Consider the following 20919-nt stretch of genomic DNA (forward strand, 5'->3'; position numbering starts at 1 on the left):
AACTCATTGCCCGAACCTCCACCATTGGTTTGGCCCGTGCTGGCGTGGGCCTGCATGGTGCTTATCGGCATTGTGGCTCCCGTCACCGCGACGCTTTTGATTGCGCAGGGGCAATCTTCATTGCCGCTGAATTCGGCGATTGGCCCGATACTCGCCATCGGCATGATGGGCACCGGAATGATCGCGGCGGCAGCGGCGGGACGCTTTGCTACAGGCGTGTGGCTCGGTCTGGCGGTCGGTATTGGCCTGCTGTTGCTAGCCGAGGCTCTCGGGCAGCCCCTGCTGCCCTATATGCCTGCGCTCGGTTTGGCGGTTCTTGCCGCGACTATCAGTTTCGCAGCGCGCGGCGCTCTGTTCGCAAAGAGCATGGGCGGCAAAGGCTGGTTGATGGCCCTGTTCGTGGTCGCCGGTGAAGCGGCGATCGTGCTTACCGCTTTGGCAATGCCGGGCGCGCTGCCGGAATGGCTGCTGGCGTTGCTGCCCGCGCAATGGGCCAGTTTGGCAATTCAAACCGGTTTTGCCGAGGCCGGAATGTTCGGAGCATGGGCGGCCTTGCTCGCTCTGGGCGGAACGGCGGCGGCGACGCTCTTCGTGGCAAGGCTTTGGCCAAGCCGCTGGCCTTACCTGGTGATGTTTACAACGTGGCTAGGTTTGTCCGCACTGGTGTATTACCACTCGTGATACCCTCATCCGATTGATCCGGGCGAACCAGCCAAAGGAACGGCATCATGCTGACCAACCCACTCGAATTCACTGACAAGCGTATCCTCGTGATCGGCGGATCGAGTGGGATCGGCAATGGTATTGCGCAAGGCTTTCGCGCGCACGGGGCGGAGGTCATGGTCACCGGCACGCGGCCCGATGCGGGCGATTATCTTGAAGCTGAAGACAGCGATTTTCGCGGGCTCGCCTATCACTGCCTCGACGTGACGAATCGCGATGCTGCGTCGGCATTGGCGGAGGCAATCGGCGCGGTCGATGTACTCGTCCAGAGCCAGGGGATCGTGCGGTACAAGCGCCAGGAGTTCGAGCGCGAGGGCTGGGACGATGTCGTGGACGTCAACCTCAACTCGGTCATGGACGTGGCGCGCGCATTCCATCCCGCTCTTGCGGATCGCAATGGCGCGATGATCGTGGTGTCGTCGGTCGCGGCGTTCAAGTCGACCATCGGTACGCCTGCCTATGCAGCATCCAAAGCGGGCGCGGCGAGCCTCGTCAAAACACTCGGCGAAGCGTGGGCGCGCGATGGCATTCGTGTGAACGGTGTCGCACCGGGCCTCGTCCCGACCAAGCTGACCAGCGTCACCACCGATCACCCCGACCGCCGCGAAGGCGCGCTGCGTTCAATCCCGCTCGGACGCATGGGCACGCCGGAGGATATGGCCGGGGCGGCTTTGTTCCTGGCGTCGCCGCTGTCGAGCTACGTCACCGGGCAGACGATCGTGGTCGATGGCGGTCTGACGCTGAGTTGATCGCCGCGAGTTGAGCTTTCCTACTCGCGTCAATTCGTGCCAGATACCGCCATGACCAAAGCTCAGCAATCCAGGTCGGAAAGCATGCTCGAAACACAGCCCCGGTTTTTCGCCTTAGGACCGTGTAACATGCGGTCCATGTCTCGGCTAAGTCACTGTAATCGCTTGATCACCCTGTTGGAGAGGAAACGCGCATGAAGTTCACCCGTCTCGGCAATTCCGGCCTCAAGGTCTCGCGCCTGTGTCTTGGTTGCATGAGCTATGGCGACACGACCAAGGGTTGGCATGGCGACTGGCTGCTCGGTGAGGAGGAAAGCCGCCCGTTCTTCCGGCAAGCGCTGGAGGCGGGCATCAACTTCTTCGACACCGCGAACCAGTATTCCGGCGGTACGTCGGAGGAGATGACCGGCAAGCTGCTGCGCGAGCTCGCCAAGCGGGACGAGATCGTCGTCGCGACCAAAGCCTATCTGCCATGGCGCAATGCTCCGAATACCGGCGGGCTGTCACGCAAGAGCCTGATGCAGGCAATCGATGACAGCCTTCTGCGACTGGGCATGGACTATGTCGATCTCTATCAGATCCACCGCTGGGATGACGCCACGCCGATTGAGGAGACGATGGAGGCGCTGCACGACATCGTAAAGGCGGGCAAGGCGCGCTATATCGGCGCATCGTCGATGTACGCATGGCAGTTTGCCAAAGCGCAGGAGGTCGCGCGCGCGAATGGCTGGACGCGGTTCATAGCGATGCAGAACCAGCTCAACCTGCTGTATCGCGAAGAAGAGCGCGAGATGCTGCCGCTGTGCGAGGACGAAGGCGTGGGCGTGATCCCGTGGAGCCCGCTCGCCCGTGGTAGGCTGGCGCGGCCACCGGGCGAGGAGACGGTCCGCAGCAAGACCGACGGGTTCGGCAAGGTCCTCTACCAGGATGGCGATGAGCAAGACCGCGCCGTGATCGCCGCTTTGCATGAACTGGCAACAGAACGCGGAGTTGAAATGGCAAGCCTCGCACTGGCCTGGCAGTTTACGAAACCCGCCATGGTCGCGCCCATCGTCGGCGCGACCAAGCCGCATCACATCGACGCTGCTGTCGCGGCTCTGGAGATCGAGCTATCGGATGAGGAAGTGGAGCGCCTCGAGGCGCCCTATCGTCCGAAATGGCCGACCGGCATGGGAACGCCGATGAGCGGAATGGATCAGGTCAGCGTTGTCGGCGAGTGAGCGTGCAAACGGCGCGACAGCACACTGCCATCGCGCCGCTGCTCTGCCCTCAGAATTCGGCCTTCACGCCAAGCGAGAAGGAGGTGCCCACTTCGAACGTGTTGATTTCGATCCGGTTCTCGCCAAGCTCCTGAAACTCGAAGTTGTCGCGGCCGAAGATGTTGCGCACCTCGAATGACAGCTCAAGCGGAACGCCCCAGGCGCCCACGTCCGAGCGCGCGACGAGGTCGAAAGTGAAACCCGGGTCCTCGACCACGTCTGGCAAAGCGCCGCCGCGAAGAGTCACGCGCTCGCTCGCATAATTGACGAGGAAAGTGAGCTGCTGGGTCTTCTCCGTATCCTCGATCCCGATGGAGACATTGGCGACGTGATCGGACTGGCCGACCAGCGGAGCGCCATCGTCGAAAATGAGGGCGGAAAGCTGGTTCGGGTTGGATGTGGTCGGCGAGATGTCGTCGGGTCCGACCGAAATCTCGGACTGCGAGAACGTGTAGTTCGCGAGCAGCAAGAGCTGCTTGGTTTCGAAGAAGGTCCCGCCAAGGCTGTAAAGGTCGATCCCGTAAACGAAATCGAGCTCCGCGCCGTACAGCTCCGCCGCCGGTGCGTTGGCGAAACTGGTCAGGACTTGCCCGGAGGCCGAAACGAGCGTGTTCTCGATCGGATTGTCGATCTCCTTGTAGAACCCGGCGAGACTGACGCGGTTTGGCCCGCCAAGGTAGTACTCGGCGCGCGCTTCAACATTGATGAGCTCACTGTCGTTGAGCAGCGGATTGCCGCGGAACCTGCGGTTCGATTCCGGATCGAAATAGGTCTGCTCGACGAGCTCGCGGAATTGCGGCCGGGCGATCGTCTGCGAAGCCGACAGGCGCAATTGCAGGTCGTCGATCGGCTCCCAGGTGACAGTGCCGCCGGGCAGGAAGTAGTCGTTGTCGAGGTTGGTCGGAGTAGCCCCTGCAATCGGTGTGTTGAAGATCGACTGATCGAGCGCGACAAATTGCGAGGCGTCTTCGTAGCGAACACCCGCCTCGAGCGTCAGAGTGTCGGTCGGTAGCCAGCGAAAAAGCCCGTAGCCCGCAATGATCTCGATCCCTGCATCGAAGACCGGGAAGGGCGAGGCTTCGGTCAGTGTGACATTGAACCCAGCCAGCGTCGCGTCATTGATGATGTCGCCGGGTCTGCGCAGGCCGAGCGCCGGGACGATCTCGTCCCCGAGCATATCGCCGGTAATGAAGGGGCGAAATTCGCGGCTCGACGAACGGCGTGTCGTGTCGGAATAGGCGCCGCCCACAGTCACTTCAAAATTGCTCGCCACTTCATAGGAAAGGTCGGCGCCGCCGAACCACAATTCTTCCTGAAGATCGTCGAATGCGATGGTCGTGATGCCAGCATCGGAAAGCTGGTTGAAGTAGGCGACGAAGCGATCGCCGAACGGATCACCGGGGATGTTGGTCCGGGTGTAGCTGACCGTCGTGTTGAACGGCGCTTCGCGGTCGGTCCGCGCATACCCACCACGCAGATCGACATTGATGGCGTCGAAGTCGAGCTCGGTAACAAGCTGCGTATCGATCAGCTGGCGTTCGAACCACGCGGTCTGCTGGTTCTGGAAGTCGAAGCCGCTGAAACCGGGCAGAATGTCCGTTCCCTCTTCGAGACGCGCGGTCTTCAAGGTGTCGCGGATGTACAGATTGGTCCAGCGGATCGTATGCGGACCGGTGTCGAGCCCGAACGATAGGAGCGCGTTGAACAGCACGTTCTCATCGGTGATGAAGGTGCGGAAATCCTGGAAAAGCTCTGAAAGGTCGGAACTGCCGCCCTGACTTATGACTGTGCGATTGCGCAGGCTGTTTTTCAGCGAAGCCGTGGCGATAACGCCGAGATAGGTGTCTCCGCCGAGCTCGAACGATGCGCCGCCGGTCAGCGAGCCAGAGAAATTGGGACGCTGCGAATTCTCCTGTTGCAAAGTCACGAAATTGACGGGCAGCAACTCCGCAGCGATCCCTTCGCTGATGGCGATGGGCACCGAGCCCACACGCTCCCCGCTGTCCAGGAACGCCTGGAGGTTTGGCGGGATATCGCGATTTCCCGTGTCGAAACCGAATGAGTCGAGGTCCGATCCGAAATAGGTCAGGCCATTTTCGAATGTCGTTTCGGTGTCGCCGCTGACTGAAAAGCTGACGGTGAGGAAGTCCTCGACCGGTACGGCCTTCGTCGTGAGGTTGATGACGCCGCCACCGAATTCGCCCGGATAGTTTGCCGAGTACGTCTTTTGCACCAGAGAGGAGGCGATGACGTTGGTCGGGAAGATGTCGAGCGGAACGACCCGGCTCAGTGGCTCGGGACTTGGCAGCGGCAAACCGTTGAGCAGCGCAAGCGAATAGCGATCGCCAAGACCGCGAACGAAGACGCGGCCATCACCGACCACGGAGAGACCTGTCACGCGGCCGAGCGCGCCTGCAATGTCGCTCTCGCCGGTTCGCGCAATATCCGCTTCGGAGAGGACATTGAGAACCTGGGTCGATGAGCGTTCGGGGTTCCGGTTCCGGCGGCCGGTAACGATAATCCCGCCCCCGGGCACAGAGATTTCCGGCTCCTCGACCTCATCCTCTTCCTGGCCAGCATCAACATCGTCGATCGCATCGTCGTCGTTTTGCGGAGGATCGGCAACATTAGCGGACTGCGCGTAGAGCGTGGTCGGGAATGCGAGCGAGGTGGAAAGAAGCAGCAGTCCTGCAAGACGCTTGCCAATCGACATAACCTGAGACCCCTTCAATGCTAGGTCTTAAAACGTGGCGGGCCGATGACGGCCCGATAGATGCGATTGGGGAGGCACCGCGGTCCGCGCAGCGCCTCCCCATGATTAAAGAGCGCGCCGTCAGTAAACCGGGAGCGAGGTGCACGCGCCGGTCGCACTGCCGAAATCCATGATCGACGAGTTGCACGTCCAGTCGCCGAAATTGTCGGCTACGTTGTCGTCCTCTGCCCCGATGAATGTCGAAGTCGTGAAGAACGACGAGCGCGCTGTGGCATCGAAGACCGGATGCCCGTTTTCATTTGCTCCGTTCACGAATGTGTTCGTGAGCGACAGCATGAAGGTCAGATCGTTGTTCGTCCCGGCATCGACCTCTGCCTGGACTTCCGGATCGGAAACGCCGGCGTCGCCGCGAACTGGCCGTGTGACACCGTCGCACACGATGGAATCGAACCCGATAATGGCATCGAGCGTGATCTGTTCGTCGATCCGGATGCAAACGTCGTCATCGGTGTCGATGTCGATAACGCCGTTCGTCAGACCCAGAGCCGCCCCGCCGCGGGCGCGGACGGCCTGCCCGGAGGAAGACGAGCGCTGCACAAACGTGAAATTGTTCACCTGAAGCGTCGACTGCGGCAGCGCATTGCCCGGCGTCCCGTCGGCGAGATCATCGGGAGAGTCGAATTCGATGAGGCTGTCGCCGGTGCCGGTGCGCTGTACCACGACAACCGTTTCCAGATTGGCCTGCGCCCCGCTGTCCACGTCGAGCGAGTCGTCCGATGCGCCGATGACAGCGATGTTCCGCGCGTTGACGGAACCGCCGAAGAATTCGAGACCATCGTCCGAACTGTTGAACGATTGCAGGTTCTCGATCACCGTGCCTGACCCGGTTCCACCGGTGGTCAGCGACTGAAGCTCGTTCGCCTGCTGCAGTTCAAAGCCCGAAAAACGGATTTGGTTGAAGGTAATGGAGCCGGAACTGTCCGCGCTGTCCGTGCCGCCGAACGGTGTGGCAACCACTGTCCCTTCGAGTTGCTGTTCACACTGCGAATTGGCGGTTGGGTTTCCAGGCGTGTTGAACGTCAGATCCGAGCAGTCCGACACAGGAGCCCGCCCGAGCAGAACGACGCCGCCCCACTGTGCCTGGCTGTTGTCGTTTGCAACGCCAAGGACGTTGTCTCGGCTTGTCCAGACGATCGGCATGGTCGCAGTACCGTTGGCTTCGATCGCATTGCCGCGGTTCACCACAAAGAACGATTCGCCCTGCGCGAACAGGATGGCCCCAGGTTCGATCGAAACCGTGACATCGGTTCCAGTGCTGTTGAAGCCCTGGTCAGTGCCGACATTCACCCGTCCGACGATCTCGTAAAGAAGACCGTTCACGAAGGGCAGATTGTCGTCCACGTCGAACGTGTTCGGCAATTGGCAGACGCGGTACTCTCCGGTCGGCCCGGAAATTGTGCCCGCATCGGTGAGCCCGCCCGCAGTGTTGATTGTCGGGCAGCCAGCGGCGGGTGTCACGCCGGATGCTGGAGGCGGTGTTGGCGTTGGCCCCGGTGTCGGGGTCGGGTTGTTGATGATGATATCGCCACTCGTACCCGGTGAGACGATTTCGTCCGCGCCGCAGCCTGAAAGAGCGATGATGCTGGCACCAAGGACGAGTGTATGTTGAATCTTTTTCACAGCGAGCGGTCCCCTCAAAACCGAGAATCGATAAGTGCGATTGAGTTCGCAGGGGCCGCGCTAGTGATCGCGCATGACAGAATTTTTGCAGCATTACGTAACCGTGGCAAAACGCGACGATTTGCTCGTTTGTGACTCAAATGTGACAGGGATTTTGGAAAAATCCCGCTTTGGCGCGAGCTGTGACGCTGATCAAACTCAGAAACATACCATAAAAACAAGATATTAGAGGACTTCATGGCTCTTAGATGACAATGTTTCATTTATATTGCATTTTGATGAAAGATGTTTCACATTACTCGAACACGAGATTGGAGACATGCAATGACACTCACAGCTATCGCGATGGCAATTGCCGCCGCCAACCCGGTTATCGGCGAACCCGCGCCTGCGCTGTTGGGGGTCGAACCTGACGCAAAGCTGGGGGCCGCATCGCTTTCCGAAGGCAAGGGTGTCGAGGCTATGCGGGTGCTGGAAAGTGAGCTCGATGCGAACCCGAATGATCCTGCCGTGCTTATCAATCTCGGTATCGCTCATGCTCATCGCGGGGACGATGTGAAAGCGCGCGCACTTTTCAAGGCAGCGTTGACGACGCCGGAACCAATCGAGCTCGAAACTGCAGGCGGTCAGCTGACGGATTCGCGCCGTCTCGCTCGCAAGGCGCTACGCATGCTTGATGCGGGCGACCTTCGTATGAGCAGCCGGACTGCGCTGCGCCAGTAACACCTCCGATCATTCAGCTTGGGGCATTCCGTGCGAGCGGGGTGCCCCGAACTGTATCTGCACGGCACCTTTGACCAAGGCGCAGAGCAAGCGCTGTTAAGCGCACGTTTACCAATTTCACGTCAAATGAGCCGGTTATGACCTGAGTGGTTTAGCGGGCGGGGCGCTGAAGATGCAGGTGCGTTTGCGCCATTGTCTCTCGATCTGACCGAGCTTTGCCTCTCTTGATCACTTGGAACTGTCACCCGGCTGTCACTTAGAATAGCCAAAGGGGGGTGCTGGAGGGCTCAGGATGATTCTTGCGAGAGCGAGCCAATTTTGTCTTGCTGCTGTTATTGCAGCGAGCGCTTGCCAGGCGAAGGCCGACGTAATGGAGGTCGATGGCAACGGCGCCCGGTGGGTTGCCGGCGATCTCGCTTCTCAGCCGCCCGTGACCGCTGAAATCGTGGCAGATCCGGAGACCGGCACGCTCAGCATACCCGACAGTATCGTCGCGCACCCTGCGCGCCACGCGTCTGTTGTTCCCGCCACTTATGCAGACACCGTTCAGCAGCTAGCCCAGCGGTTCGATCTCAGCCCGAGCCTGCTCGAGGCGCTCGTCTGGCAGGAAAGCCGCTGGCGCGAGAACGCCGTATCGCATGCCGGTGCGCGCGGGCTGGCGCAATTGATGCCGGGCACCGCGGCTTATCTGGGCGTCGATGCCGAAGACCCGATCCAGAACCTCGAGGGCGGGGCGCGCTATCTCCGCGAACAGCTCGACCGCTTCGATGGCGATCTCGAAAAAGCGCTTGCGGCGTACAATGCCGGTCCGGGGCGCGTGATCCGCGCTGGCGGCATTCCGAACATCCGCGAAACCAAGCATTATGTCGCGGCCATTATCGGCCGCCTTTCCGATCATTCGCGCCCGGATGCGCCGTAGGGGCGGCGTATTCTCACGAGGCGATGTCTTAGAAAATGGGGACTTGATGAATTCGATTGCTAGCTTTTCAGCCCGTGCGGCTGCTCTGTTTATGATGTTTGCAATGCCCACCGCCGCCTTTGCGCAGGGCACTGATCCTGCGGGCTCCGGGCCGATCAACAATGCGCTGCTTTGGCTTCAGGGCACGCTGCTTGGCACCGTTGCCACGACTGTCGCTGTCATGGCGGTCGCGGCGATCGGCTTCATGATGCTAACCGGCCGCATGAACTGGCGTTTCGGTGCGACCGTCATCGTGGGCGTCTTCATCCTGTTCGGTGCGACAACTATCGTTGCCGGTATCCAATCGGCGGCAGGATAGCGAGCGCGCATGAGCGATCTTTCCCGCCATCCGGTGCACCGCGCACTTACCCGCCCTCAGATGTTCGCGGGCGTGACGATGAACTTTTTCATCATCAACCTGATGGTGACGACGATCGCGTTTCTGATCCTGAAGAGCTGGTGGATATTGCCGGTTCCGGTGGTGATGCACGCTATTGGATACTTCGCATCGATCAGGGAACCGCGGATTTTCGATCTCTGGATCACCAAGGTTTCGAAATGCCCGCGCGTGCCGAATTTTAAACGCTGGGGATGTAACAGCTACACCCCCTGATTATCGAATTGCCAATGGCCACCCGAAGGAGGGCCGTTCGAAATGAAGAAATGGATCGGACCAGCAGCGTGGAGCGCCAAGGAGGCGCGCGCCGGCGATCGCCTGCCTTATGCACGCCTGATCGACGAAAGCACCGTGTTGCTGCGCGATGGATCGGTGATGACCGCGATCCAGGTCCCGGGCCTTTTGTTCGAAACCGAGGATTCCGATGCATTGAGCGCGCATGCAGCCACTCGCGAGGTGATGCTGCGCTCAACGCTCGATGCCCGGTTCGTGCTTTATCACCACGTCATCCGCCGCCGGGTCGAGGTGGAACTGGACGCGGAGTTCGACGATCCGCTTTCACGCCATATCGATACACGGTGGAAAGAGCGGCTCGCTGGCGGTTCCCTGTTCATCAACGACCAGTTCGTAACGCTCATTCGCCGCCCAGCGCGCGGTAAGACGGGGCTTCCTGAACGGCTGGGCAAATTCTGGCAGCGCCGCAGCAAGGAAGAGCCACTAGCCGATCCGAAAGACCTTCGCAGCCTGAAAGCGGCGGCGACCGGCCTCGTCGCATCGCTTTCCTCCTATGGCGCGAGCGTGCTGTCCGATTATGCGAGTCATGGCGGCGGGACCAACTCGGAAATGCTCGAATTGCTCTCCGCAATCTACAACGGCGAGATGCGACCGGTGCGGCGGCCGCACGACGAAACCGATATCGGTCACATGCTTCCCTATCGCCGAGCGAGCTTCGGCTTGGATGCGATGGAATTACGCGGATCGGGCGAGCCTGATTTCTCCGCGATCCTCGGGCTAAAGGACTATCCCGAGGCGACCTCTCCCGGACTGCTCGACCCGTTGCTGCGGCTTCCATACGAAATGATCGTCACGGAAAGCTACGCCCCCAACGAGCGGACAACCGCGCGCGAGCGGATCGATCTTGCGCTGCGTAGGTCGCGGTCGGTCGACGAAGAGGCCGCGGCTGAGCGTGCAGACATGATGGCCGCGCGCGATGCCCTGGGGAACGGGGCGGTCGGCTTTGGCGATCATCACCTGACGGCGCTCGTGCGCGAACGAACACTCACTCAGCTGGACGACGCCACCGCAGCATGTGCGGCGGCGCTCGCCGATACCGGCGCCATCGCGGTGCGCGAAGATACCAATCTCGAACCATCCTTCTGGGCGCAATTCCCGGGCAATGAAGACTATATCGTTCGCCGCGCATTGATCTCCTCTGCGAATATGGCGAGTTTTGGCAGCTTCCATGGGTTTGCGCTGGGGCAGGCCGGTGGCAACCATTGGGGAGACGCCGTTACGTTGCTCGAAACGACGAGCGCGACGCCGTTCTTCTTCAACTTCCATCACGGTGACCTTGGTAATTTCTCGGTCATCGGGCCATCGGGTTCGGGTAAGACCGTGGTGATGAACTTCCTCGCTGCGCAGGCGCAGAAATTCAAACCGCGCACAATCCTGTTCGACAAGGATCGCGGCGGGGAGCTGTTCATTCGCGGGATCGGCGGGCGCTATGACCGGATCTGTCCTGGCGAGCCGACCGGCTTCAACCCGCTGGCGCTTCCGGACACGCCCTCCAACAGGGCATTCTTGCGCGATTGGCTGGGCGTGTTACTCGAGGCAGATGGGCCGGAAGAATTTGCGCTCATAAACTCCGCTGTCGACGCCGCGTATCAGAACGATGCGAACCTGCGCCGTCTGCGCCATTTCAAGGAACTGCTTGCGGGCGCGAAACGTCCCGAGCCCGGCGATCTGGCCGACCGGCTGGGCGCGTGGATCGGTCACGCGTCGGGCGAGGGCGGCGAACACGCATGGCTGTTCGACAATGAACGCGACGCGCTCGATCTGGAACAGCGCGTGCTTGGCTTCGACATGACGGCATTGCTCGAGAACCCGCGCCTGCGCACGCCTGTCATGATGTACCTCTTCCACCGCATTGATGAGCGGCTGGATGGCAAGCCGACGATGATCCTGATCGACGAGGGCTGGAAGGCGCTCGACGATGAGGTGTTCGCCGCGCGCATTCGCGACTGGCTCAAAACCTTGCGTAAGCGCAATGCGCTGGTCGGATTCGCGACGCAATCGGCGCGTGATGCCTTGGAAAGCCGCATTTCGACCGCTCTCGTCGAACAGACGGCGACGATGGTGTTCATGCCCAACAGCCGCGCCCGCCCTGAGGATTATTGCGACGGCTTCGGTCTGACGGACCATGAACTTGCGCTCATCCGCAGCCTACCCGCGCATTCCCGTTGTTTCCTCGTGCGACAGCCCGATGCGAGCGTTGTTGTACGGCTCGATTTGTCCGGCGCCCCGGAAGTGCTGACTGTGCTTTCGGGCCGCGAAGCTTCTGTGCGCAGGCTCGATCTGCTGCGCGAGGCCGTCGGCGATGATCCTTCGCAGTGGTATCCGGCGCTCACCGGCAGCGCGTGGCCGGATGGTTCAGGCGAAGTGGACGAACACGGTGTTCCGTTACCGGTCTGGCAGGCCGCGGAATGACCACCACCTGCGATCTCGCCGCTCAGGACATGGGAACCGGCGTCGCCGCGGCGCTGACCGCGGTCGATTGCATTGCTTCGCAAGTCAGCGAGCAGGCGTTCAGCAGGCTGTTCGGTAGCGATGGGCAACTCGCGCTCGCATTGACGCTGATGCTGGTCCTTTATGTCGCGTTTTTCGGCATCAGCCTGATGCTCGGCCGATCGAACCTTTCGATCCGAGCGTTGGTGCCGAAACTGATGACGCTTGGCCTGGTGCTGACCTTCGCCACCAGTTTCGCGGCGTTCTCATCGATATTTTACAACATTTTTATCGGTGGGCCGGACCAGATTGCAGGGATACTCACCGGCACCAGCGGTTCTGCCACGGCGACCTTCGCGCAGAAACTCGACATCGTTTTTATCGCTGTTCAGGACGCGAGCGGCGGTGCAACCGACATCAGCACCTTCTCTCCCGAAGGCATGATGTGGCTCGGTGCTTTGCTCTTGCTATTGGGCACGGTCGGCTTGCTGGTTACGGCGCGCATCGGCCTTGCTCTGCTGCTGGCGGTCGGCCCGATCTTTGTCGTGCTTGCGCTTTTCAATGGCACGCGCGGGCTTTTCACCGGGTGGCTTAAAGGCGTGACGATGCTTGCACTGGCGCCGCTTTTTGCAGTGCTCGGCGGTTCGATCATGCTCGAGATGGCGGTCCCGATCCTCGCGTCCCTTGTCGCAGTGCCGGGGCAGATCGATCAACAGGCCGCGATGGCTTTCTTCCTTGTGGGCGCTGTGCACGTCGCGTTGATGCTCATGGCATTGAAGGTTGCGAGCACGATGGTGTCGAACTGGCAGGTGTTCGGGCTGGTGCCGACTAAGGAGGCGCGGATGGAGACCCCACGTCCGGCGGCCGCGCCTGCCGTCGCAGCGCCAGTCCAATCGCGCACGACGCAGACAATTCCTTCCAGCGGCCAAACGGCTAGAGCGCGAACCGAAGTGGCCGCTCAAGCTACCATCGTAGCTGCGAACGACGCCGGTAGCGCGAACGGCACGAGTATCCGCGAGACCAAAGTCTTCGCGACATCTTCTGGCGGTGGCCAAACGGCGCCGCTCACTCCCGCCGGTTCGCGCACGCGCGGGATCGGCAACCGGTTCCGCTCGCCGTCGCAGCGAGATGGTGCCGCGCAAACTCAGAGAAAATCGGAGAATATCGAATGACCCGCGCCGACAACTTTCGGCTCCCCGTCCTGTGTGCCTTGGCGCTCGCGAGCGCAAGCCCCGCGGCGGCGCAGGATTCCCGCTTGCAGACACTCGTTTACGACGAGGCGGCAGTCGTGGAAATCAATGGCCGGGTAAAGGTTCAGACCACGATCAAGTTCGCTCCGGACGAAGCGATCGAGAATGTCGCTATCGGTGACAGTCAGGCTTGGCAGGTGCAGCCGAACAAAGCGCAATCACTGCTATTCGTCAAACCGCTGGCACCCAATGCGAAGACGAACATGACCGTGGTGACGAACAAGCGGACATACCTGTTCGACCTGATCGCGCGCCCGCGAAATGCGCCGCTTTACGTCCTCCAGTTCCGCTATCCCGACTTGGAACGCGCGGCCGAGGAAGCGCGGCTTGCAGCAGAAGCGGAAGCTGCACGCGCGGCAGCCAATCCCACCGAACTCGCCGCAGCGAACGATCCCTATGCGGTCGCCGATCCAGCGGATCTCAATTTCGCCTGGGCTTCCGATGGTGACCGCGATCTCATCCCGGTGCGCGCCTACGACAATGGCGAGGCCGTATTCCTGACCTGGCCGGAAGGGACGCCCATCCCGGCCATTCTCGTCACCAATCATAACGGGGACGAAGGGCCGGTGAACTTCACCGTGCGCGGTGAAACGGTCGTGCTCGATACCGTCCCATCGCAGCTTATCCTGCGATCGGGCGGCGATGTTGCCACTCTGACCAACAATGGCCCGGTTCGCACCAGCGCGCGAAGCGAAGCAGGTAAAGGAACAGGGTCATGATCAAGACTGACACGGCCACCGAAATGGAGATGACGTGATGCGTTTGGCTATGCGACTTCCGCCCAAGACGCGCGGCAAAGACGGCGCAAACGGACTCGATCCACGAGAGAACGAGTCCGCCGAGATCATCGATCTTGCAAGCCGTAACGGGTTCCCCGGCATCGTCGATCGCAAAGCCAAAGGCGATGGGTTTGGTCTGGCTGCCGGTGTCGCGATTGTGGGCCTGCTCGGCGCGACCACTTTCTGGGCAATGCAATCGGCGCAAATTCCAGAGCAGCAGCCTGCCGTTACGCCTGAGCCTGCAGCGCCTGCTCAGGTGGTTGCGCCGGTTAGAGTTTCGCCTGCGATTGCGCCGCAGGAGGTAAGGGTGCGCCCCGACCCTGCGCCCGCGCCGGTCCTCGCCAACGATCCGAATGCCACGCGCGTCGCTGCCACAAATCCGTATGCCAGCCCGACGATGATCTACGATGCGAGCGCTGCGGCGCAGGGCGCGCAGCTGGTCGAAGCACCTGCAGCGGTTTCCGCCACCGGCATGCCGAGCACCGGCGATAGCGGAGCGGAAGGCGCGGCAGCAGCTTTCGCGAGCCGAATTGGTGGAGTCGGCGGCGCGCCTGCGCAAGCCCGGGCGATGACCAACCCATCGACCACTGTCACGCAGGGCACTCTGATCCCTGCAATCCTCGAAACCGCGATCAACACCGACGTGCCCGGATATGTCCGCGCTGTCGTGAGCCAGGACGTCCGCAGCTTCGACGGCACGAAGGTTTTGGTGCCGCGCTCATCGCGCCTGATCGGTCAGTATCAGTCAGGGGTGCAGAACGGTCAGAAGCGTGCTTACGTAATCTGGCAGCGCCTCATCAGGCCGGACGGCGCATCGATCGATATCGCATCGCCCGCAGTCGCCTTTGACGGGACCACCGGTCTCGCAGGTGAAGTCGACAACCATTTCTTCCGCCGCTTCGGTTCGGCAATGCTGCTTTCGGTGATCGGCGGTCTCTCCGCGATCGGCACAGGCGGTGCATCAGTCGTTCTTGGCGGTGCCGGGCAGGGCGCTGCGAGCATTGCCGCGCAGCAGGACGGGCAGATCGGTCCGACCATCCGCGTACGCATGGGCGAGCCTATCCGCGTATTCACCGCGCGCGATCTCGACTTCACCACAGTCACGCAGTGACCTAGAACCGCGATGAGCGCCGACATCCACCCTCTTTCAGCCTCGGTAGGCGGTCACGACGCGGAAAGCGCGGCGCCGCTTGGCGACGAGGCTCTTGGCGGAGAGCGCAGCGTCTATCTCGAATCCTACCTTGAGCCATTCCGGCGCTGGCTCGACCGCGACACAATTACGGAGATAATGGTCAATCAGCCCGGAGAGGTCTGGGTGGAAGATGCCGCCGATCCCGGGATCAAAAAGATAGTCACGCCGGAAATCGACGATCGCTTGATCCAGCGATTGGCGGAGCAGGTCGCCCGCGTATCGCATCAGGGGATCAACCGCGAACACCCGCTTCTGGGTGCCACTCTGCCGGATGGCGCGCGCATTCAGTTTTGCGGCCCTCCCGCAAGCCGGAAACATTGGGTCATGGCGATCCGGCGTCACCGGCGGCTCGATCTCCCTCTCGATGCCTATGATAGTGGCCCGCTAACAGGGGAGGCCGAAGTCGTCATGCCTGATGCGCAGGCGGAGCCGATTGCCTATCTGCGCGAAGCGATCAGACACCGCCGGACGATCCTGATTTCGGGCGGCACGAGCACAGGTAAGACCACCTTCCTCAACGCGATGCTCGGCGAGATTCCGCGGCATGAGCGGGTGGTCATGGTCGAGGATACACCGGAGCTGAAAACGCCGGGCGAAAACTCGGTCGGTCTTGTCGCGGTGAAGGGCGAACTCGGTGAGGCGAAAGTCACGGCGAACGAGTTGCTGCAAGCGGCGCTGAGGCTGCGCCCTGACCGTATTGTGCTGGGCGAGCTTCGCGGCGCTGAAAGTGTCTCGTTCCTTCGGGCGATCAACACCGGGCACCCGGGCAGTTTTTCGACCATTCACGCCAATTCGCTGCGCGGTGCGCTTGAGCAATTGTCTCTGATGGTCATGCAGACCGGGATCGGGCTCAGCCGGTCCGACACGATCGCCTATTCGGCCAGCGTGATCGATGTGATCGTGCAGCTGGGGCGCGATGCGAACGGCAAGCGCGGTATCACCCAGATAGCAGACAGCCGCTCGCTCGTTTAAACTGAAACCGTAAGGCGCGGGGATCGTTCGGAATCCTGTGACAACGCGCGGCGGCTCATCTACACCGCGTACAAATCGCTCCTTGCGCGCGCAGTGCAGGGACGATGGCTTGAACGAGGAACCGACAGCAGAGCGATGAGCAGCACGCCGACGATCGATAACCCAGTGCGAGAGGCTTCGGTTTCGCCCGCGCCGCCGCCCCGCGTAAGCGCAAGTGCTCTTCAGGAAAATCCCTACTTCAACCGTGAGCTGTCGTGGCTTTCCTTCAACGAACGGGTTCTGGCCGAGGCGTGCAACGGCCAGTATCCGCTGCTCGAAAGGCTACGTTTCCTATCGATTTCGGGCAGCAATCTCGACGAGTTCATGATGATCCGTGTCGCTGGTCTGGTGGGGCAGGCGCAGCGCGGCATCGACAAACCCTCGATCGACGGCCAGACCCCGACTCAGCAGCTGTCAGCCATACGCGAAAAACTCGCTGTGCTGTCGGAGTGGCAGCAGGATATCTGGCGCGATATTCATCGCAGCCTGGCCGAGGCCGACATCCATGTCGCCGACGAACAGCGAGTCGATCCCGCAGCGCATGAGTGGCTCAAGTCCTTCTTCCTTGAGGAAATCCTGCCGGTCATCACTCCTCAAGCACTCGACCCTGCGCATCCGTTTCCGTTCGTTCAGAATGAAGGCATGGGGCTGCTGTTCACGCTGACCCGGGATGCCGACCAGGATCAGATCATCGAAATGATCCTGATCCCCAGCGCGCTACCGCGGTTCGTGCGCGTGCCCAGCACGCCGGGCGACAATGGCGAGGCGGTCTACATATCAATCGCAAGCCTGATCCAGCGCTACGCGCAAAAGCTCTTTCCCGGCTTCACGATCGAGGGCGACGGCCTTTTCCGGGTTCTGCGCGACAGCGATATCGAGATCGAGGAAGAGGCCGAAGACCTCGTGCGCACATTCCGCAGCGCCATTCAGCGCCGCAGGCGCGGGCAAGTGATCCAACTGGAGCTGGAGGACGATTTCGATCCGAAGGCCGAGGCGATCCTGCTCGAACAGCTGGGCGTGCATGAGGCGGCCGTGATCAAGACCGACGGCATGATCGGGATCGACGGCCTTGCCGAGATCGTGAACGAAGACAGGCCCGACCTGAAATTCGATGCCTATTCACCGCGATACCCCGAGCGCATTAGAGAGCATGACGGCGATGCATTCTCGGCAATTCGCGAAAAAGACATCATCATTCACCACCCCTACGAAAGCTTCGAAGTGGTGGTCGATTTCATCCGGCAAGCAGCCGAAGACCCGGATGTGGTCGCGATCAAGCAGACGCTATACCGGGCGGGATCGCAGTCCGCCGTCATCAACGCGCTGATCGATGCAGCGGAGCGAGGCAAATCGGTCACCGCGGTGGTCGAGCTGAAGGCCCGTTTTGACGAGGAGCAGAATCTCACTTGGGCGACCAAGCTTGAGCGCGCCGGAGTGCAGGTGATCTACGGCTTCACCGACTGGAAAACGCACGCGAAGGTCGCGATGGTCGTGCGCCGCGAAGACGATGGCTTCCGCACATACTGCCATTTCGGGACCGGCAATTATCACCCGGTGACTGCGAAGATCTATACCGACCTGTCGTTCTTCACCGCCGATCCGAAGCTTTGCCGGGACGCGGCGAAGATGATGAATTTCGTCACTGGCTATGTCGAACCGGACGCGCTGGAGCTGATCTCGATCGCGCCGCTGAACCTTCGCGAAGAATTGTACCGCCGTATCGATACCGAGATCGCGAATGCCGGGAAGGGCAAGCCCGCCGGCATCTGGATGAAGTGCAACCAGATCACCGATCAGGGCATGATCGACCGGCTATATGCAGCCAGCCAAGCGGGTGTCAGGATCGAACTGGTCGTACGCGGCATTTGCTGCCTGCGTCCCGGCGTTCCCGGATTGAGCGAGAATATCCGAGTAAAATCGATCATCGGTCGTTTTCTCGAACACAGCCGCATCTATGCCTTCGCCAATGGTCGGGCCATGCCGGGACCGAACGCGGCGGTGTTCATCTCCTCCGCCGACCTGATGGGGCGGAATCTGGACCGCCGAGTGGAAAGCCTGATCCCGATACTCAACCGGACGGTCCACGATCAGGTGCTCCAGCAGGTGCTGCTCGCCAACATGCTCGATACCGAGCAAAGCTGGTGGCTGCACGCCGACGGCGGCTATTCCCGGGTCGAGACGGACGGCAAACCGTTCAATTGTCATCGATACTTCATGACCAACCCATCGCTTTCCGGACGCGGCGGAGCGCTGGAGGCGGGCGCGGTGCCGAAACTGTCTCTGCGCAAAGGCCGCTCGGGATGAGTTATCAGAAAAAGCGGGCGGACCGCGATGGAACCTTCTCAGGCTATATCCCGAAACGCGCCATCCTCGATATCGGATCGAACACCGTGCGATTGGTCATCTACGGCGGGACTATGCGCGCACCCACCGTGCTGTTGAACGAGAAGGTAACAGCGAAACTGGGCCGCGACATAGCGAGCAAGGGAGAGCTCGCGGAAGAAGCGATTGAGCTTGCGATGCGCGGCCTTCGCCGTTTCGCCCTGCTGCTCGATGATTTAGGTATCGACGACGTTGAAACAGTCGCCACAGCCGCTGTTCGGGACGCCAGCAATGGGAGCGAATTCGTTGCCGAACTGCGTAAACTCGGGTTCGATCCGCGGGTAATTTCCGGCGAGGAGGAAGCGTGCCTCAGTGCGAGCGGGGTGGCGGGCGCATTCCCCGGCGCTACGGGAGTCGTTGCCGATCTGGGCGGCGGTAGTCTGGAACTCGTCGAGATACAGGACGGCAAGCCGGGGTCTGCCGTCTCCCTACCTTTGGGCACCTTGAGACTGCCAGATTACCGCGGTGAAAAGTCCGGCGATTCCGCCATGCGCAAGTCGCTTGAAAAAGCGCTGAAAAAGGGTGCGAGCGACTATGGAAACCCGATTGGCAAAGGACAGCCATTATACCTTGTCGGGGGCACCTGGCGCTGCATGGCTGTTTACGCGATGCAGGAGGAGGGACATCCGCTTTCCGATCCCCACGGTTTCGAACTGGACAGCAAGCGGTCGCAGAACCTAGCCAAGGCGCTGGCTGCGGAAACGCCCGAGAGCCTCAAGGACCGTGACAGGATTTCATCGATGCGGGCGGAGAAACTGCCCGATGCGGCGGTGCTCCTTCAGTCTTTATTGTCTCGTATCGAGCCAAGCGAGCTCGTGGTCTCCTCCTGGGGGCTCCGCGAGGGTCTGCTTTACGATAGGCTTGCAGCGCACGGTAAAGCGCAGGACCCGCTTCTTGCAGGCGTCGGTGTGTTCGCATCGCAGCGCGGCGCTCCGCCAACACTTGCTGCACAGATAGCGGGGTGGACCGTGGATGCGGCGCCTTCGCGCAAACATGGCAGCGAAAGGCTGCGTCTAGCGGCAACGATGCTTGCGCTCGCATCGATGCAGATTGAACCAAATATCAGGCATCCGCAGGCGGTCGAATGGGCGCTCCACAAGCGCTGGATCGCTGTGTCGAGTGAAGAGCGCGCGATGCTCGCCGCGGCGATCGCGGCCAACGGCAACAATCTCGATCTCCCTGAAAGCGTCACTGAGCTTGCGAGCGAGGAAGCCCTTGAGGAAGCGATATGCTGGGGGTTGGCGGTCAGGGTCGCGCGAAGGCTCGGCGCCAATTCGCGCCGTTCCCTCCAGGTCAGCCGGTTGATCGTGCGCGATGACGCGCTTGTCCTACGCCTCGAAGAAAGCCATGCGGCGCTATGCGGCATCCCGACCGAGAAGGACATGAAGCTTTTGGCGGGCCGATTGGGTCTCGATTGGTCGGTCGAAACGGTGGCGGACGGTGAACTGTATGCGGCAGAAGAGGAACTGCCAGAGTTCGCCGCCCAGCCGCGTCAGGCCTGAGCGCGCCGTTCCTTGCCCGAGAACGGCGAGAAATCGGTGTCGGTGTCGAACAAGTCGACGCCTTCGGCTTTCTTGAGGCGATTGACTACGGCATAGGTCACCGGCGTTAGCGCTGCTTCCCAGATCACCTTGAGCAGCCAGTTCGTCACCATGACCGTGACAACCGCCTCTGTGGTCCAGATCCCGTAAAATGCGACCGGATAGAAGATGAGGCTGTCCACGCCCTGGCCCACGACGGTCGATCCTATCGTCCGGGTCCATAGCGCCTTGCCCTTCGTCCAGACTTTCATCTTAGCCATGACATAGGAGTTTACGAATTCGCCTGCCCAGAACGCAGTGATGGAGGCGACGACGATGCGCCAGGTACTGCCGAACACAGATTCGTAAGTCTGCTGGCAGATGAAGCCCGGCACGCTGCCCGGCTTGCCTGAGATTTCCAGATTGTCCGACGCGGCGCAGGTCCACTGATCGAACGCTGGCAGGCTGACGACGACATAGCTCATGAAAGCGAGGAAGATCATCGCGGCAAAGCCCGTCCAGATCACCCTGCGCGCACGCGCAAAGCCATAGATTTCGGTCAGGATGTCGCCGATGACGTAGCCCAAGGGAAAGAAGAGGATTCCCGCCCCATAGATGAAGACCCCATCGGCCGCCGGCCACCAACCCGATGGCCACCAGTCGACCTCGACAAAAGTCAGCTTTGCGGCGCCGATTATGTTGGACAGCAAGAGGATCGCGACGAAAGCCGCCATGACGAAATCGTAATAGCGGAAAGCGACTGGCGCGCTGCTTGTGGCAATTATTCCGTCACTTGGATCGTCGTCGAAATCGACGGCTGGGTCAGGCTTATCCATAGACCGGGGCCCTAGCGTGATTT

Annotated in this window: 17 protein-coding genes; 14 read left to right on the top strand and 3 right to left on the bottom strand. The window is 61.1% G+C overall.

The annotated features are described in order from the left end of the window. Nucleotides 1-6 precede the first annotated feature (6 nt). The 3 genes from IB285_RS02560 to IB285_RS02570 all read left to right on the top strand — a co-directional run bounded on the left by IB285_RS02560 (nucleotide 7) and on the right by IB285_RS02570 (nucleotide 2692). Nucleotides 7-681 (top strand): hypothetical protein, encoded by a 675-nt coding sequence (locus tag IB285_RS02560; protein WP_234033043.1) that lies wholly within the window; start codon nucleotides 7-9, stop codon nucleotides 679-681. A 50-nt stretch (nucleotides 682-731) separates the two neighbouring features. Beyond that, complete coding sequence (locus tag IB285_RS02565) at nucleotides 732-1472, top strand: SDR family NAD(P)-dependent oxidoreductase (RefSeq protein ID WP_190788958.1); 741 nt, start codon at nucleotides 732-734, stop codon at nucleotides 1470-1472. Nucleotides 1473-1666: 194 nt separating this feature from the next. Then, nucleotides 1667-2692, top strand: coding sequence for an aldo/keto reductase (locus IB285_RS02570; RefSeq protein WP_190786704.1), 1026 nt, complete (start codon nucleotides 1667-1669; stop codon nucleotides 2690-2692). Nucleotides 2693-2741: 49 nt separating this feature from the next. Here IB285_RS02570 and IB285_RS02575 read toward each other — a convergent pair whose 3' ends face one another. Together IB285_RS02575 and IB285_RS02580 are read right to left on the bottom strand one after the other, a co-directional pair. Continuing rightward, nucleotides 2742-5444, bottom strand: a complete 2703-nt coding sequence (locus tag IB285_RS02575; protein ID WP_190786705.1) for a TonB-dependent receptor domain-containing protein — start codon at nucleotides 5442-5444, stop codon at nucleotides 2742-2744. Between the two features lie 120 nt (nucleotides 5445-5564). Then, nucleotides 5565-7124: a hypothetical protein gene (locus IB285_RS02580; RefSeq protein ID WP_190786706.1), complete on the bottom strand. Its 1560-nt coding sequence runs from the start codon at nucleotides 7122-7124 to the stop codon at nucleotides 5565-5567. Nucleotides 7125-7448: 324 nt separating this feature from the next. On the opposite strand from IB285_RS02580, the gene IB285_RS02585 reads away from it, so the two are divergent. The 11 genes from IB285_RS02585 to IB285_RS02635 all read left to right on the top strand — a co-directional run bounded on the left by IB285_RS02585 (nucleotide 7449) and on the right by IB285_RS02635 (nucleotide 20042). Continuing rightward, nucleotides 7449-7847 (top strand): tetratricopeptide repeat protein, encoded by a 399-nt coding sequence (locus IB285_RS02585; RefSeq protein WP_190786707.1) that lies wholly within the window; start codon nucleotides 7449-7451, stop codon nucleotides 7845-7847. A gap of 370 nt (nucleotides 7848-8217) precedes the next feature. After that, on the top strand, nucleotides 8218-8766 hold the full coding sequence (locus IB285_RS02590; protein ID WP_234033044.1) for a lytic transglycosylase domain-containing protein: 549 nt from the start codon (nucleotides 8218-8220) through the stop codon (nucleotides 8764-8766). 46 nt (nucleotides 8767-8812) lie between these two features. Continuing rightward, complete coding sequence (locus IB285_RS02595; RefSeq protein WP_190786709.1) at nucleotides 8813-9124, top strand: TrbC/VirB2 family protein; 312 nt, start codon at nucleotides 8813-8815, stop codon at nucleotides 9122-9124. Between the two features lie 9 nt (nucleotides 9125-9133). Next, nucleotides 9134-9418, top strand: a complete 285-nt coding sequence (locus IB285_RS02600; protein ID WP_190786710.1) for a type IV secretion system protein VirB3 — start codon at nucleotides 9134-9136, stop codon at nucleotides 9416-9418. Between the two features lie 42 nt (nucleotides 9419-9460). Beyond that, complete coding sequence (locus IB285_RS02605; RefSeq protein ID WP_190786711.1) at nucleotides 9461-11908, top strand: VirB4 family type IV secretion/conjugal transfer ATPase; 2448 nt, start codon at nucleotides 9461-9463, stop codon at nucleotides 11906-11908. Then, entirely contained in the window at nucleotides 11905-13098 is a 1194-nt protein-coding gene (locus IB285_RS02610) for a type IV secretion system protein (RefSeq protein ID WP_190786712.1), read from the top strand. Before IB285_RS02605 ends, IB285_RS02610 begins: the two co-directional genes overlap by 4 nt. Further along, nucleotides 13095-13895: a TrbG/VirB9 family P-type conjugative transfer protein gene (locus IB285_RS02615; protein ID WP_190786713.1), complete on the top strand. Its 801-nt coding sequence runs from the start codon at nucleotides 13095-13097 to the stop codon at nucleotides 13893-13895. The genes IB285_RS02610 and IB285_RS02615 overlap by 4 nt, the downstream gene beginning before the upstream one ends. 37 nt (nucleotides 13896-13932) lie before the next feature. Continuing rightward, nucleotides 13933-15066, top strand: a complete 1134-nt coding sequence (locus IB285_RS02620) for a TrbI/VirB10 family protein (protein WP_234033046.1) — start codon at nucleotides 13933-13935, stop codon at nucleotides 15064-15066. Nucleotides 15067-15078: 12 nt separating this feature from the next. Further along, a complete protein-coding gene (virB11, locus tag IB285_RS02625; protein WP_190786714.1) occupies nucleotides 15079-16119 on the top strand; it encodes a P-type DNA transfer ATPase VirB11 in 1041 nt (346 codons plus the stop codon). Between the two features lie 135 nt (nucleotides 16120-16254). Beyond that, entirely contained in the window at nucleotides 16255-18462 is a 2208-nt protein-coding gene (locus tag IB285_RS02630; protein ID WP_234033047.1) for an RNA degradosome polyphosphate kinase, read from the top strand. Then, the gene (locus IB285_RS02635) at nucleotides 18459-20042 is read left to right on the top strand and encodes a Ppx/GppA family phosphatase (RefSeq protein ID WP_190786715.1); all 1584 of its coding nucleotides are present in this window, start codon (nucleotides 18459-18461) and stop codon (nucleotides 20040-20042) included. The genes IB285_RS02630 and IB285_RS02635 overlap by 4 nt, the downstream gene beginning before the upstream one ends. Here IB285_RS02635 and IB285_RS02640 read toward each other — a convergent pair. Further along, on the bottom strand, nucleotides 20033-20896 hold the full coding sequence (locus IB285_RS02640) for a queuosine precursor transporter (protein ID WP_190786716.1): 864 nt from the start codon (nucleotides 20894-20896) through the stop codon (nucleotides 20033-20035). The genes IB285_RS02635 and IB285_RS02640 overlap by 10 nt on opposite strands. Between the last annotated feature and the right edge of the window lie 23 nt (nucleotides 20897-20919).

Origin of the sequence: Erythrobacter rubeus (genome assembly GCF_014705715.1) — a bacterium.
Lineage (GTDB): Bacteria > Pseudomonadota > Alphaproteobacteria > Sphingomonadales > Sphingomonadaceae > Erythrobacter > Erythrobacter rubeus.

What these genes read in the sequence shown, in the direction of transcription:
- IB285_RS02570 (WP_190786704.1), top strand. Translation starts at nt 1,667, where the DNA reads ATGAAGTTCACCCGTCTCGGCAATTCCGGCCTCAAGGTCTCGCGCCTG.
- IB285_RS02575 (WP_190786705.1), bottom strand. Translation starts at nt 5,444, where the DNA reads ATGTCGATTGGCAAGCGTCTTGCAGGACTGCTGCTTCTTTCCACCTCG.
- IB285_RS02585 (WP_190786707.1), top strand. Translation starts at nt 7,449, where the DNA reads ATGACACTCACAGCTATCGCGATGGCAATTGCCGCCGCCAACCCGGTT.
- IB285_RS02590 (WP_234033044.1), top strand. Translation starts at nt 8,218, where the DNA reads ATGGAGGTCGATGGCAACGGCGCCCGGTGGGTTGCCGGCGATCTCGCT.
- IB285_RS02595 (WP_190786709.1), top strand. Translation starts at nt 8,813, where the DNA reads ATGAATTCGATTGCTAGCTTTTCAGCCCGTGCGGCTGCTCTGTTTATG.
- IB285_RS02600 (WP_190786710.1), top strand. Translation starts at nt 9,134, where the DNA reads ATGAGCGATCTTTCCCGCCATCCGGTGCACCGCGCACTTACCCGCCCT.
- IB285_RS02605 (WP_190786711.1), top strand. Translation starts at nt 9,461, where the DNA reads ATGAAGAAATGGATCGGACCAGCAGCGTGGAGCGCCAAGGAGGCGCGC.
- IB285_RS02610 (WP_190786712.1), top strand. Translation starts at nt 11,905, where the DNA reads ATGACCACCACCTGCGATCTCGCCGCTCAGGACATGGGAACCGGCGTC.
- IB285_RS02615 (WP_190786713.1), top strand. Translation starts at nt 13,095, where the DNA reads ATGACCCGCGCCGACAACTTTCGGCTCCCCGTCCTGTGTGCCTTGGCG.
- IB285_RS02620 (WP_234033046.1), top strand. Translation starts at nt 13,933, where the DNA reads ATGCGTTTGGCTATGCGACTTCCGCCCAAGACGCGCGGCAAAGACGGC.
- virB11 (WP_190786714.1), top strand. Translation starts at nt 15,079, where the DNA reads ATGAGCGCCGACATCCACCCTCTTTCAGCCTCGGTAGGCGGTCACGAC.
- IB285_RS02630 (WP_234033047.1), top strand. Translation starts at nt 16,255, where the DNA reads ATGAGCAGCACGCCGACGATCGATAACCCAGTGCGAGAGGCTTCGGTT.
- IB285_RS02635 (WP_190786715.1), top strand. Translation starts at nt 18,459, where the DNA reads ATGAGTTATCAGAAAAAGCGGGCGGACCGCGATGGAACCTTCTCAGGC.
- IB285_RS02640 (WP_190786716.1), bottom strand. Translation starts at nt 20,896, where the DNA reads ATGGATAAGCCTGACCCAGCCGTCGATTTCGACGACGATCCAAGTGAC.